General features: G+C 63.2%; 14 protein-coding genes and 1 tRNA gene. 11 read left to right on the forward strand and 4 right to left on the reverse strand.

Going from position 1 to position 12284, the window contains the following annotated elements:
• Positions 1 to 56: 56 nt before the first annotated feature.
• The 5 genes from plsX (at position 57) to ACQY7X_RS18720 (ending at position 3338) form a co-directional block, all read left to right on the forward strand.
• Positions 57 to 1127: a phosphate acyltransferase PlsX gene (gene plsX, locus ACQY7X_RS18700; protein WP_428250077.1), complete on the forward strand. Its 1071-nt coding sequence runs from the start codon at positions 57 to 59 to the stop codon at positions 1125 to 1127.
• Positions 1124 to 2095 (forward strand): beta-ketoacyl-ACP synthase III, encoded by a 972-nt coding sequence (locus ACQY7X_RS18705; protein WP_428246928.1) that lies wholly within the window; start codon positions 1124 to 1126, stop codon positions 2093 to 2095. The genes plsX and ACQY7X_RS18705 overlap by 4 nt, the downstream gene beginning before the upstream one ends.
• Before the next feature lie 121 nt (positions 2096 to 2216).
• Positions 2217 to 2543, forward strand: a complete 327-nt coding sequence (locus tag ACQY7X_RS18710) for an integration host factor subunit alpha (RefSeq protein WP_428246929.1) — start codon at positions 2217 to 2219, stop codon at positions 2541 to 2543.
• A 59-nt stretch (positions 2544 to 2602) separates the two neighbouring features.
• Positions 2603 to 3124: a MerR family transcriptional regulator gene (locus ACQY7X_RS18715; protein ID WP_428246930.1), complete on the forward strand. Its 522-nt coding sequence runs from the start codon at positions 2603 to 2605 to the stop codon at positions 3122 to 3124.
• A gap of 137 nt (positions 3125 to 3261) precedes the next feature.
• Positions 3262 to 3338: transfer RNA gene (locus tag ACQY7X_RS18720), tRNA-Pro, on the forward strand.
• 45 nt (positions 3339 to 3383) lie between these two features.
• On the opposite strand, the gene ACQY7X_RS18725 is transcribed toward ACQY7X_RS18720, so the two are convergent.
• Positions 3384 to 3875 carry a hypothetical protein gene (locus ACQY7X_RS18725; protein ID WP_428246931.1) on the reverse strand — a complete coding sequence of 164 codons (492 nt, stop codon included), beginning with the start codon at positions 3873 to 3875 and terminating at the stop codon, positions 3384 to 3386.
• A 137-nt stretch (positions 3876 to 4012) separates the two neighbouring features.
• On the opposite strand from ACQY7X_RS18725, the gene ACQY7X_RS18730 reads away from it, so the two are divergent.
• Genes ACQY7X_RS18730 through ACQY7X_RS18740 form a run of 3 tightly spaced genes read left to right on the forward strand, consistent with a single transcriptional unit; the run spans position 4013 to position 6370 of the window.
• Positions 4013 to 4843, forward strand: a complete 831-nt coding sequence (locus ACQY7X_RS18730) for an amidohydrolase (RefSeq protein WP_428246932.1) — start codon at positions 4013 to 4015, stop codon at positions 4841 to 4843.
• Complete coding sequence (locus ACQY7X_RS18735; protein ID WP_428246933.1) at positions 4840 to 5223, forward strand: hypothetical protein; 384 nt, start codon at positions 4840 to 4842, stop codon at positions 5221 to 5223. Before ACQY7X_RS18730 ends, ACQY7X_RS18735 begins: the two co-directional genes overlap by 4 nt.
• 10 nt (positions 5224 to 5233) lie before the next feature.
• A complete protein-coding gene (locus ACQY7X_RS18740; RefSeq protein WP_428246934.1) occupies positions 5234 to 6370 on the forward strand; it encodes a cytochrome-c peroxidase in 1137 nt (378 codons plus the stop codon).
• A 112-nt stretch (positions 6371 to 6482) separates the two neighbouring features.
• On the opposite strand, the gene ACQY7X_RS18745 is transcribed toward ACQY7X_RS18740, so the two are convergent.
• The 3 genes from ACQY7X_RS18745 to ACQY7X_RS18755 form a co-directional block, all read right to left on the reverse strand.
• Entirely contained in the window at positions 6483 to 7376 is an 894-nt protein-coding gene (locus tag ACQY7X_RS18745) for a carbohydrate ABC transporter permease (RefSeq protein ID WP_428246935.1), read from the reverse strand.
• 4 nt (positions 7377 to 7380) lie between these two features.
• Positions 7381 to 8301 carry a carbohydrate ABC transporter permease gene (locus ACQY7X_RS18750; protein WP_428246936.1) on the reverse strand — a complete coding sequence of 307 codons (921 nt, stop codon included), beginning with the start codon at positions 8299 to 8301 and terminating at the stop codon, positions 7381 to 7383.
• 94 nt (positions 8302 to 8395) lie between these two features.
• Positions 8396 to 9715 (reverse strand): ABC transporter substrate-binding protein, encoded by a 1320-nt coding sequence (locus ACQY7X_RS18755; RefSeq protein ID WP_428246937.1) that lies wholly within the window; start codon positions 9713 to 9715, stop codon positions 8396 to 8398.
• Positions 9716 to 10002: 287 nt separating this feature from the next.
• On the opposite strand from ACQY7X_RS18755, the gene ACQY7X_RS18760 reads away from it, so the two are divergent.
• From ACQY7X_RS18760 to yajC, 3 genes are all read left to right on the forward strand, one after another.
• The gene (locus ACQY7X_RS18760) at positions 10003 to 10416 is read left to right on the forward strand and encodes a response regulator (protein WP_428246938.1); all 414 of its coding nucleotides are present in this window, start codon (positions 10003 to 10005) and stop codon (positions 10414 to 10416) included.
• Between the two features lie 85 nt (positions 10417 to 10501).
• Complete coding sequence (locus tag ACQY7X_RS18765) at positions 10502 to 11803, forward strand: MFS transporter (RefSeq protein ID WP_428246939.1); 1302 nt, start codon at positions 10502 to 10504, stop codon at positions 11801 to 11803.
• A 142-nt stretch (positions 11804 to 11945) separates the two neighbouring features.
• Positions 11946 to 12284, forward strand: coding sequence for a preprotein translocase subunit YajC (gene yajC / locus ACQY7X_RS18770; protein WP_341983750.1), 339 nt, complete (start codon positions 11946 to 11948; stop codon positions 12282 to 12284).

A 12284-nucleotide genomic window follows, 5' to 3' on the forward strand; every position in this document is an offset into this window, starting at 1 on the left:
ATCCGGGTGAGGTCGCGCTTGTGACGCTGCCAACCCTGACCCTGGCGCTGGATGCCATGGGCGGCGATTACGCCCCCGACATGGTCATCAAGGGCGCCGCGGCAATACTTCCGCGTTTTCCGCAGGTGAGGTTCATCCTGTTCGGCGATGCCGAACAGGTGGAGCCTTTGCTGCGCAAATTTCCCCAGCTGCGCGACCGCTCCGAGCTGCGCCACACGTCCGAGAAAGTCGGCAGTGAGGACAAGCCGAGCCAGGCCGTGCGCCGTGGCCGCAACACCTCGATGCGCCTGGCCATCGATGCGGTGGCCAAGGGCGAGGCGCAGGCCGTGGTTTCGGCCGGCAATACCGGCGCGCTGATGGCGATGGCGAAACTGGTGCTGCGCACGCTGCCCGGCATCGAACGCCCGGCGCTGGCTTCGTTCTTCCCGACGATGAAGGGCGAGACGGTGATGCTCGACCTTGGCGCCAATGTCGATTGCGACAGCCGCAACCTGGTGCAGTTCGCGGTGATGGGCGCCAACCTGGCTCATTCCGCGCTGGGCCGGCATCGCCCGCGCGTCGGCCTGCTCAATATCGGCACCGAGGAATTGAAGGGCAATGGCGCGGTGCGCGACGCGGCCGACCTGCTGCGCGCGGTGCCGAATCCGCCGTTTGAATTCACCGGCTTCGTTGAAGGTGATGACATCACCAAGGGCGAGACCGATGTGGTGGTTACCGATGGCTTCACCGGCAATGTGGCGCTGAAGACCGCTGAAGGCACCGCCAAGCTGATGGGCACCCTGCTGCGCTCGGCCTTCCAGCGTTCGCTGCTCACCAAGCTCGGCTATCTGCTGGCCTATTCCGGCCTGCAGATGCTGAAATCCCGCATGGATCCGCGCTTCTACAATGGCGCGGTGATGCTGGGCCTCAACGGCATCGTGGTGAAAAGTCATGGCGGCACCGATGAAGTCGGTTTCGCCGCCGCGATCGAAGTGGCCATCGATATGGCACAGGACCGCCTGATCGAGCGCATCCGCGCTGATTTCTCCGGCGCTTTTGCCGAAGCTCTCACGTCACCCAGCACCAGTAACAATGGCAAGGACGCCACCGCTGATATCGCGCCCTCCGCCGTCGCGGAGGCTCCATGATTCGTTCCGTCGTCATTGGCTGCGGCAGCTATCTGCCCGAGCGTATCCTGACCAATGCCGAACTGGCGACGATGGTGGACACGACCGACGAGTGGATCGTGGAGCGCAGCGGCATCCGCCAGCGCCATATCGCCGCCGAAGGCGAAAAGACCTCTGATCTGGCGATCAAGGCCGCCGAGCGCGCCATTGCCCATGCCGGCATCCAGGCCAGCGATATCGACCTGATCGTGCTGGCCACCGCGACACCGGACGAGACTTTTCCCGCCACGGCGTGCCGTGTGCAGCATGCGCTCGGCATTACCAGCGGCGCCGCCTTCGACGTGCAGGCGGTCTGCTCCGGCTTCGTTTTCGCCATGGCGACGGCGGATAATTTCCTCAAGGCCGGCCAGTTCAAGACCGCGCTGGTGATCGGCGCCGAGACCTTCTCGCGCATCATCGACTGGACCGACCGCACCACCTGCGTGCTGTTCGCCGATGGCGCCGGCGCCCTGATCCTGCGCGCCGAAGAAGGCGCGGGCGACACCATGGACCGTGGCGTGCTGACCACCCATCTCCATTCCGATGGCCGCTACCACGACATGCTCTATGTCGATGGCGGCCCGTCCTCCACCCAGACCACCGGCCATCTCAAGATGCTGGGCAAGGAAGTGTTCCGCCACGCCGTGGTGAACCTGTCGGATGTGGTGAAGGAGACCCTGGCGGCGGTGAACATGACGGCTGACCAGATCGACTGGCTGGTGCCGCACCAGGCCAACAAGCGCATCATCGACGGCACCGCCAAGAAGCTCGGCATGGGTACGGAAAAGGTGGTTCTGACCGTCGATCACCACGGCAATACCTCGGCGGCCTCGGTGCCGCTGGCGCTGTGCGAGGCGGTGGCCGATGGCCGCATCAAGCGCGGCGACGTGGTGCTGATGGAGGCCATGGGCGGCGGTTTCACCTGGGGCAGCGCCCTGGTGCGCTGGTAACAGCCCCCAATCGCTTTCTGGGGCTGACTTTTCCGGCCCGATTCGGCGTTCGCCCCATTGACGCTATATCCCGGTTAAGTTAGCGTCACGCCAAGATAAATTGCAGAAGAGGGGGCGGCGTATGGCAGACAACACGCTGACGCGCGCGCAATTGGCCGAGGCGATCTACCAGGAAGTCGGGCTGTCGCGCAGCGAATCCGCCACCCTGGTTGAGACCGTGCTCAACGAGATCATCGAAAGCCTGATCGCCGATAACATGGTGAAGATTTCCTCCTTCGGCACCTTCCAGGTGCGTTCGAAGGGCGGCCGCATGGGGCGCAACCCCAAGACCGGCCAGGAAGTGCCGATCGACCCGCGCAAGGTGCTGGTGTTCCGCGCCAGCCATGTGCTGAAGGAAAAGATCAACGCCGGCATGCATTCCTCCAAGAAGGCGCCGGCAGCGGGCTGAAGCCCGGCCCATCCCTATCTGGCTGTCCCATCTGGCCACCCTAGTCGAGGCAGTTGAGCGTGGCGGAAACCGAGTCCAATCCCAAGCGCAGCCGGGCCGAAGCCGCCAAGGCGGCCAGCGCCTTCCGCACCATCGGCGAAGTGGCCGACAGCCTGGGCGTGGCGCAGCATGTGCTGCGTTTCTGGGAAAAGAAGTTCCATCAGGTGCGCCCGGTGAAGCGCAACGGCGGCCGGCGCTATTACCGCGTGGAAGATATCGAGCTGCTGCGCGAGATCCGCAGCCTGCTGCATGATCAGGGCTACACCATCCGCGGCGTGCAGAAGCTGCTGCGCGAAGGCGGCCTGGCCCAGGCGGTGCGCGCCCGCGCCACGGGCAAGAAGCCTGCCGCAGAACCAGCACCCCAGAAACCGGAAAAGGCTGCCGAGAAGGCTCCGAAGAAGCTGCATTCCGACGATCTGCGCCAGGTCTCGATGCCGTTCGACCTGCTGCAGGATATGAACGGGTTGCAGCAGGTGGTGAAGGCCACCCTGGCCGACCTGGAAGTGCTGCGCGCCGAACTCGCCGCGCGCCAGAATCGCTGAAATTCCACCGCTGTATTGCTGTCCTGATCAGGCCCATTTCCGCAGCCCCGCGCGGTTGCGCCGGGGGTAGGGCGTGGCTATAGTGCGCGCCGCTTCGGGCGCCGCCTGCTTATCTGGCCAGGCGTTCCGAACACGGTCGGAGCGTAGCGCAGTCTGGTAGCGCACTTGCCTGGGGGGCAAGGGGTCGTGGGTTCAAATCCCGCCGCTCCGACCATTACTTCCCCCGCCACCATTCAACGCGCCGCTGTCAGCCTGCCTCTCAACCGGTCAGGCCCTCGAATACCGTGACCGATAGGATATGGCTGACCGTGATGCCATCATCGGCCATCGGCGTGTGGCAGAGCTCGATGGTGGCGAAATCGGCCTTGTATTCCAGCCGGGGCGGACCGTAGCGGTAGAGCGCCAGGCCCTCGCGCACCACGGTCTCGCGATCCTCGATCGGATATTTCAGGCTCGGCATGTCGCTGGCCTGGGCTTCGTCCATGTAGCGGTTGGCCAGTTTCAGGCCGATTGCGCTGTTGGTCTGCTCGCCGATCACGGTCAGCTTGAAACGCGGCTTGCCGGTTGCATAATCCACCCGGGTCAGCACCAGATGCGGCAGAAGCTCGGCCACCTCGCGTGGATCCAGGGCGGCGCGCGGTGGCAATTGCCCGGCCGGATGCAGGGCGATCACGGCATCAAGGAACTGCCGCATCAGCGCGTGGCGGGCGATGCCGCGCAGCTCATGCAGGCGCTGTAGGTTCGGGTGCATGGATGAAGTCTAACCAGATTCTGTAAGCCGGGCTTTTTAACAAAATTGTGTTCCTCACGATAAGCCTCCCGGGATTATTGTGTTCATTCCTGCGAGCCGGGCATCGTATTGTCCTGCCGCAACCTCTGGAGGTTTCGATGCGGTACGCGGTGGCAATTGTGAGCGTAGTGGCTGGCCTGATGCTGCGGCCAGAGGCCGCGCGGGCGGCTGACCTGCCGATCTTCGACGCCCATCTGCATTACAGCCATGATGCCTGGGACGTGGTGCCGCCGGAGCAGGCGGTGAAGATCCTGCGCGATGCCGGGCTGCGGCGCGCCATGGTGTCGTCATCGAATGACGAAGGCACCCAGAAACTGCATCGCCTGGCACCCGATATCGTGATCCCGGTGCTGCGGCCCTACCGCAAGCGCAGCGACATCTCAAGCTGGGTGCGCGACGACACGGTGATCGATTATCTCGAAAGCCGGCTGAAGCAGTATCGTTATGTTGCCATCGGTGAATTCCATGTCTATGGCGCCGATGCCGATCTGCCCGTCGTGCGCCGCATGGTGCAACTGGCCAAGCAGCATGGCCTGTTCCTGCATCTGCATGGCGATGCCGAAGCCGTCGACCGCGTGTTCAAGCAATGGCCGGAAGCGCGCATCCTGTGGGCCCATTCCGGTTTCGACCGCCCGGATGCCGTGGCGGCGATGCTGGAGAAGCACAAGGCATTGTGGGCCGATCTGGCTTTCCGCAACGATCAGGCATCCAACAACAAGGTGTCCGATGCCTGGCGTCCGGTTTTCCTGAAACATGCCGATCGCTTCCTGGTTGGCACGGATACCTTCACGCCCGAACGCTGGTACTATGTCACCGAGCACGCCAAGTATTCGCGCGGCTGGCTCGCCGATCTGCCGCAGGATGTGGCCGAGAAGATCGCCTGGCGCAATGGCGATGCGATTTTCGCCAAGCTCTACGCCGGGCAATGAAAGCCGCGCTGATTGCCGCGCTGGTGCTGCTGCCGGGCAGTGCCTGGGCCTGCCTGCCGGGCTTCGAGGCCGCGCCCAAGGCCATGCGTGATGGCGTGACGGTGGCGTGGAAAAGCGAGCCGGCGCAGATCAAGACCGGTGTGCCCTTCGCGCTTGAACTTGCCGTGTGTCCGGCAGCGGCGCGCCTCAGCGTCGATGCCCATATGCCGGCGCATCGCCATGGCATGAACTACCAGCCGAGCATCCGCGCGGTGGGCGAGGGCCGTTTCCGCGCCGAGGGCCTGGTGCTGCATATGCCGGGCGAATGGGAATTCGTTTTCGAGGCGATCAACGCTGCCGGCAAGCTGACGCGGTTGACCACTAAATATCAGGCTCAATGATTAGGGCGCAATGATCCGCTTGCTTGCCGCGCTGCTGCTGCTGGCCCTACCGGCCAATGCGGCTGATTTCAGCGAAGCCGAACGCGCCGCCCTGCTGCGCCATGGGCCATGGCCTTTACCGATTGAGCGCGACGACAGCAACCGGCTCTCCGGCAGCACTGCCGCGATCCAGTTTGGCCAGGCGCTGTTCTTCGATGCGAAGCTTTCGGCCAAGGGCGATATGAGCTGCGCCACCTGCCACCAGCCGGCACGGCGATACAGCGACCACGAGAAGGGGCGCGGCGAATTCCTGCGTAATGCGCCGACCCTGCTCGATATCCGCTGGAACCGCTGGTTCGGCTGGGATGGCGCGCAGGATAACCTGTGGTCCCAGAGTTTGCGGCCGCTGCTCTCGGCTGCCGAGATGGCCGCCACGCCGAAGCTGATCGCCGACCATATCCGCAAGGACGAGGGCCTGAGCTGCCGCTACCGTGCTGCTACCGGCTCGGCGCCGGAAGCCGATGACGATGTTGTGGCGGTGATGGCGTCCAAGGCGCTGGCGGCGTTTCAGGAGACCTTGGTGAGTGGCCCGGCACCGTTCGACGCTTTCCGCGCCGACCTCGCGGCCAACCGCACATCAAGCCTGAACGAAGCGGCGCAGCAGGGCGCCAAGCTGTTCGTTGGCAAGGGGCAATGCGCCATCTGCCATATCGGACCGGGCTTCACCAACCGTGAATTCCACGATATCGGCGTGCCGTATCTGCTGCGTCCGGGTCTGGTCGATCCGGGCCGGCATCTCGGTCTGCGGCGCTTGGGTGAAAGCAAGCTGACCAGGCTCGGGCCGTTCAGTGACGATCCGGCGCGTGAGTCCGTCACCACGCGGCATGTCACTTTGCTGCACCGGAACTGGGGCGAATTCCGCGTGCCGAGTCTACGCAATCTCGTCGGCACCGCGCCCTACATGCATAACGGCAGCAAGGCAACCTTGCGCGACACGGTGCTGCATTATTCCGAGTTGAACGAGGAACGCCTGCATGCCGATGGTGAAAGGCTGCTCAAGCCACTGAACCTCAGCGACCAGGAAATCGACGCGCTGGTGGCGTTTCTGGAAGCCTTGAGCGGGCCGGCGCCGGCGGAGCCGACGGCATTGCCGGCGTGTAAACCGTAAACACAAACCGTCATGGCCCGCGAAGGCGAGCCATCCACGAGTTCCTTATTTTATAGACATGTCAAAAACACTCGTGGATACCCCGCCTACGCGGGGTATGACGATGATTGCTTTATTCCTTCACCGCGCCGGTCATCGACGCGACGTAGTAATCGACGAAGAAGGAATACAGGATCGCCACGGGGAGCGAACCGAACAGCGCGCCGGCCATCAGCGAGCCCCAATGGTAGACGTCGCCTTCCACCAGTTCGGTCAGCACGCCGACCGGCACGGTCTTGTTCTCCGATGAGGAGATGAAGGCCAGCGCATAGATGAATTCGTTCCACGACAGCGTGAAGGCGAAGATGCCGGCCGAGATCAGGCCGGGCACCGCCAGCGGCAGCACGATCTTGATCAGGATCTGCACGCGCGAGGCGCCATCGATCAGCGCGCATTCCTCAAGCTCGAACGGGATCGACTTGAAATAGCCGATCAGCAGCCAGGTGCAGAACGGGATCAGGAAGGTGGGGTAGGTGAGGATCAGGGCCCACATGCTGTCGTAGAGGCCGAGATTGTAGATCATGGTGGCGAGCGGGATGAACAGGATGCTCGGCGGTACCAGATAGGCCAGGAAGATCGCCATGCCGACACCCTGGGCGCCCTTGAAGCGCAGGCGCTCGATGGCATAGGCGGCCAGCACGGAAGCGAACAGCGACAGGGCCGTGGCCACTACTGCCACCACCATGGTGGTGAGCAGCCATTCCGGGTAGGGCGTATCGAACAGCAGCTTGCGGATATTGTCGAAGGTGGGTTTGACCACCCAGAGTGGATTGTTGTCGCGGTAGTTCAGCAATTCGCTGTTCGGCTTGAACGTCGTGAGGCCCATCCAGTAGAACGGGAACAGCAGCACGAACAGGAAGATGCAGAGCGGGATCCACAGCACCACCACCTGGCGCGGCAGGGTTTCCAGGTAGCTCATGCCTTCGCGATTGTCGGCGGCGCCGGAATTCATCGTTGAATCGCTCATCGGCTTAGCTCCCCTGCTGCCATTTCTGCCGCTGCAGCCCGAAGTAACACAGCACTGTCGAGAGCACGAGGAACGGAATCATCGCCACGGCAATCGCCGCGCCTTCGCCAAGCGCGCCGCCATTGATGCCGCGCTGGAAGGCCAGCGTTGCCATCAGATGCGTGGCATTGGCCGGGCCGCCACGCGTGATGGCATAGATCAGCTGGAAATCGGTGAAGGTGAACAGGATCGAGAAGGTGAGCACGATGCTCAACACCGGCAGCAGGTTCGGCACGGTGACGAAGCGGAAGCGCTGCCATGACGTGGCGCCATCGAGGGCTGCGGCTTCATAGAGGCTCGGCGAAATCGTCTGCAAACCGGCGAGCAGGCAGATCGCCACGAAGGGGATGCCGCGCCAGATATTGGCGGCGATCACCGAGGCGCGCGCATTGTTCGGCTCGCCAAGGAATTCGAGATAGGTGTTGATCAGCCCCATCTTGGTCAGCGCCCAGGAGATGATCGAGAACTGGGAATCGTAGATCCACCAGAAGGCAATCGCCGAGAGCACGGTGGGCACGATATAGGGCAGCAGGATCACGGCGCGGATGATCGACTTGAATGGCATGTGCCGGTTCAGCAGCAAAGCCAGCCACAGGCCAAGGCCGAATTTGATCACCGTGGCGACGGTCGTGTAGAGGATGGTGTTGAACACCGAGAGCATGAAGATGCTGTCGCCGATCAGCGAGATGTAATTCTCGAAGCCGACGAAATGACCGACGCGGCCGATCTTGGTGTCGGTGAAGCCGAGCCAGATGCCGAGGCCCAGCGGATAGGTGAGGAACAGCAGCAGCAGGCCGGCAGCCGGCGCCATGAACACGATAGACAGGATGGTGCGGTTTTCGGCAATGCGCTCCCAGAGGGAGGCGCGCCTGATTGCGATGCTCATGCGGCTGCCATCAACAAAGCGGAATGGAAACGGGGCGAAAAAAGCAGGCAAGGAAAGGGCCGGGCGGTCTGCACCGCCCGGCCCCGATCCTGGCTTAGACCTTGTAGACGCGGATCAGGCGCTTCTCGGCCTCGGCAGCGGCTTCCTGCGGCGTCTTGGCGCCGGAGGCAGCCTGCGCCACCATGTTGTTGACGATGTAGTCATTCAGCGCAGCGGCCGAGGAATAGCCGAGCTGGCCGGAATAGCCATGCCACAGCATGTTCTTCACCGTGTCGCGATACGGCAGGTTCTTCGGATCCGACTTCCACACCGCGTTGTTTTCGTAATCCTTCAGCGCATGCGTGATGTAGCCGATCGAGGCGCTCTGCCACGGCTCGTACTGCTCCTTCTCCCACATGAACTTCAGGTAGGCCTTGGCGGCCTTCGGCGCCTTGCAATACTTGAAGACATAGGCCTGGCTGAAGAGATGCAGTTCGGTCGGGCGACCGACCGGGCCGATCGGGAAGCTGGCATGCTCGATATCCTCGACCATCTCCTTGATCTTCGGATCCTGCGAGTTCTTGGCCGCGTAGTAGACCGAGATGCCGTTGTTGGTCAGGCTGATCTGGCCGTCAAGGAAGGCCTTGTTGTTGTTCGGATCAAGCCAGCCGAGCGTGCCGTTGATGAAGGTGGGATAGAGCTGGCGGGCATATTCCAGCGCCTTGATCGTCTCCGGGCTGTTGATGACGACGTTGTTCTTGTCGTCCACCATCTTGCCGCCGAAGGCCCACATCAGCCAGTAGGTCCAGGAACCGTCACCCACGGCATTGCCGAGCGCGAAGCCGGCCGGCGTGCCCTTGGCCTGCAGAGCCTTGCAGAGTTCGAGGAAGCCGGCGGTGTCCTTCGGGAAGGTGGAGAAGCCCGCGGCCTGCATGTGGCTCTTGCGATGCACCATGCAAGCGCCGGCAGCGCCGAGCGGCAGACCGATCCAGTTGTTGCCGCGCTTGGCATACTTCTCGGCCACCGGGAACCAGCCGCCATACTTCTTGCCGAGGTCGGTGGCGATATCGGTGAGCGGCACCAGCTTGTCGGCAAACAGGTGCGGCACGTCGAAGAAGTCGAGCACGATATCCGGGCCGGCGCCGACATTGGCGGCCACCGAGGCCTTCGGAGCCACGTCCGGCCAGGCTTCGCGGTCGACGCGGACTTCAACCCCGGTCAGTTCGGTGAACTTCTTGGTGTTGGCCATCCAGGTGTCGATATCGCCCTGAACGAACTGGCTCCAGCGCAGCAGGCGCAGCTTGGCGCCCTTTTCGACATCAGCAGCCTGCGCGGCGGCTTCGACCGGGGTAAGCAGGCCGGCGCCCGACGCGGCGACGGCGGCGCCGGCGCCCAGCGTGGTCTTGATGACGTCGCGCCTGGTGAAATTGGTCATAGGTATCCTCCTCGGGTGTTGCGGTTTACGTTTCCTCGAACTCGGGCCTTATGCTGGCCTTTTACCGGCTGGGACGCGGTGCTTGCCGCGCGCAACTGAAATATAAGATAGCAGCTGCACGCTTCCGTGCAAACCGTTTCCGGTTGCCGATTCAGTAAATTATGCACCGCATCAGGGTCGGATTTTTAGTAAAATGCCTGATAACGCCGTCACCCGGCCTTACCCTGCTGATTGCAGCCGGGCAGGCCCCTTGCCAGTGATGGCTGTGTCGTTGTAAGCGGAAATCCATGCCGACCCCATTACCCGCAGAGTTGACCAGCCGCCGCATCCTTATGGTAGAGGACGAAGCGCATGCCCGCCGCGTCAATGTCGACGTGCTGGAAGAACTCGGCTTCAGCAATATCCGCCAGGCCATGGATGGCGCCGAGGCGCTGGAAATCCTGGAAGCCACCCGCAGCCCGATCGATCTGGTGATCTGTGATCTGGCGATGCCGAAGATGGATGGCTTCGCTTTCGTCGAGCGGGTGCGCAAGTCGCGGCAATATTACCGTGATACCCCGATCATCATGCTTACTGGCTCGGCCAACGCCGATGCCGTGATGCGGCTGAAAAGCCTCGGCGTGAACGGTTATCTGGTGAAGCCGATGACGGCGGAAGCGATTCTCGATCGCATCAAGTATGTGCTACGCTTCCGTGCCTGATTAAGCGCAGCCATTACCCGGCTGGTAATTGTTCCGCGCCGCGACTGGCGAAAGAATGCCGCCCTCGGCTAGGGAGAAAACGGCAATGCAGTCTGGATCGTCACCTTGGCCGGCGCGGCTGCCATTCTATTACGGCTGGGTGGTGATCGCGGTGGCCTTCGTCACCATGGCGGTGGCGGTTACGGCGCGCACAGCCTTCTCATTGCTGTTGCCGCCGCTGATCGATGAATATGGCTGGGAGCGCGGCCTGGCGGCCGGTGCTTTCTCCTTCGGTTTCCTGGTCTCCGCCCTGATCAGCCCGTTGGCGGGTAAACTGATGGACCGGCATGGGCCGCGCCTGGTGATCGGTGCCGGCGTGGTGCTGATGGCCGCCGGGCAGTTGCTGGCGCCTTATATCGATGCACCCTGGCAGTTCTATGCCACGCTTGGGGTGCTGGTGGGGGGCGGGGCCAACCTCGCCACCTATACTGCGCATTCGCTGTTCCTGCCGAACTGGTTCCTGCGCCGCCGCGCGCTGGCGATCAGCATCGCCTTTGCCGGCGCCGGCATCGGCGCGGTACTGCTGCTGCCCTGGCTGCAAAGTATCATCCAGAGCCAGGGCTGGCGCGCCGCCTGCACCGTCACCGGCCTGCTGGTGCTGGTGCTGATTGGCCCGCTGGTGCCTTTGCTGCGCCGCCGGCCGCAGGATATCGGCCTGCTGCCCGACGGCGACAGTCAGCGAAGCCCGGGGCAGGCGGCTCCGAAACGCAGCAATATTGTTGATCAAGATTGGGCGGCACGGGATTGGACGCTGGCCCGCGCTTTGCGCACTGCACGCTTCTGGTGGCTCGCTCTGGCTTTTTTCTGGATGACCTTCGCCTGGTATGCGGTGCAGGTGCATCAGACCAAATACCTCATCGAGATCGGCTTCACGCCGCTCACCGCCGCCTGGTCGCTGGGTATTGTCGCCATCGTCGCGATTCCCGGGCAGGTGCTGCTCGGCTGGCTTTCCGACCGCCAGGGCCGAGAACTGGTCTGGACCCTGGCCTGCCTCGGCTTCGCCATCAGCTATGCCGCCCTGATCGGATTGGAGGCGGCGCCGAACCTGCCGCTGCTCTATCTCATGGTCGCCGCCCAGGGGCTGCTCGGCTATGCCGCCACCTCGGTAATGGGACCGATTGTGCTGGAGATTTTCGAAGGCCCGCATTACGGCGCCATCTTCGGCAGCATCACCGTGGCGCTGATCGCCGGCGGTGCCGCCGGGCCCTGGATCACCGGCGTGATTCACGATGCCACCGGCAGCTACCGGCTGGCTTTCCTGCTGGCGATTCTCGGCTGTGCCGTCGCGGCTGCGGCAGTCTGGCTGGCAGCGCCGCGCAAAGTGCGAAAGGTGCCGGGACGTTCCTGATTGTTCCGCCTATGTCCGCAGTTCCACAGCCCCGCTCCTTGCAATCAAGGCAGGCGCGGCTATAGTCCCGCTCTCGCGCCGCCGCCAGGGTCCTGGAGAGGGATTCTGACGAGCGGTTTTGCTGAACCTTGGGGAGCTACAAATGCTGATTTCGGAAGCCTACGCGCAGGCCGCTGGTGGCGGTATCGCCGACATGGCCACGCAATTCCTGCCGATAGTGCTGATTTTCGTGGTGTTCTATTTCCTGCTGATCCGTCCGCAGCAGAAGCGCGCCAAGGAACACAAGGCGATGATCGAGGCGGTGCGCCGCGGCGACGTCGTCACCACCTCCGGCGGCATCGTCGGCAAGGTTGCCAAGGTGCAGGAAGATGGCCTGGTCCAGCTTGAGATCGCCGAAGGCGTCAAGATCAAGGTGGTGAAGTCCACCATCGCCGAAGTGCGCTCCAAGGGCGCCGGCGACGACGAAGCCGACTCCAAGTAA

It is taken from the genome of Ferrovibrio sp. (assembly GCF_965278975.1).
Classification (GTDB): Bacteria; Pseudomonadota; Alphaproteobacteria; order Ferrovibrionales; family Ferrovibrionaceae; genus Ferrovibrio.

What these genes read in the sequence shown, in the direction of transcription:
- ACQY7X_RS18755 (WP_428246937.1), bottom strand. Translation starts at nt 9,715, where the DNA reads ATGACCAATTTCACCAGGCGCGACGTCATCAAGACCACGCTGGGCGCC.
- ACQY7X_RS18735 (WP_428246933.1), top strand. Translation starts at nt 4,840, where the DNA reads ATGAAAGCCGCGCTGATTGCCGCGCTGGTGCTGCTGCCGGGCAGTGCC.
- ACQY7X_RS18765 (WP_428246939.1), top strand. Translation starts at nt 10,502, where the DNA reads ATGCAGTCTGGATCGTCACCTTGGCCGGCGCGGCTGCCATTCTATTAC.
- ACQY7X_RS18730 (WP_428246932.1), top strand. Translation starts at nt 4,013, where the DNA reads ATGCGGTACGCGGTGGCAATTGTGAGCGTAGTGGCTGGCCTGATGCTG.
- ACQY7X_RS18760 (WP_428246938.1), top strand. Translation starts at nt 10,003, where the DNA reads ATGCCGACCCCATTACCCGCAGAGTTGACCAGCCGCCGCATCCTTATG.
- plsX (WP_428250077.1), top strand. Translation starts at nt 57, where the DNA reads ATGGGCGGCGATTACGCCCCCGACATGGTCATCAAGGGCGCCGCGGCA.
- ACQY7X_RS18745 (WP_428246935.1), bottom strand. Translation starts at nt 7,376, where the DNA reads ATGAGCGATTCAACGATGAATTCCGGCGCCGCCGACAATCGCGAAGGC.
- ACQY7X_RS18710 (WP_428246929.1), top strand. Translation starts at nt 2,217, where the DNA reads ATGGCAGACAACACGCTGACGCGCGCGCAATTGGCCGAGGCGATCTAC.
- ACQY7X_RS18740 (WP_428246934.1), top strand. Translation starts at nt 5,234, where the DNA reads ATGATCCGCTTGCTTGCCGCGCTGCTGCTGCTGGCCCTACCGGCCAAT.
- ACQY7X_RS18725 (WP_428246931.1), bottom strand. Translation starts at nt 3,875, where the DNA reads ATGCACCCGAACCTACAGCGCCTGCATGAGCTGCGCGGCATCGCCCGC.
- yajC (WP_341983750.1), top strand. Translation starts at nt 11,946, where the DNA reads ATGCTGATTTCGGAAGCCTACGCGCAGGCCGCTGGTGGCGGTATCGCC.
- ACQY7X_RS18750 (WP_428246936.1), bottom strand. Translation starts at nt 8,301, where the DNA reads ATGAGCATCGCAATCAGGCGCGCCTCCCTCTGGGAGCGCATTGCCGAA.
- ACQY7X_RS18705 (WP_428246928.1), top strand. Translation starts at nt 1,124, where the DNA reads ATGATTCGTTCCGTCGTCATTGGCTGCGGCAGCTATCTGCCCGAGCGT.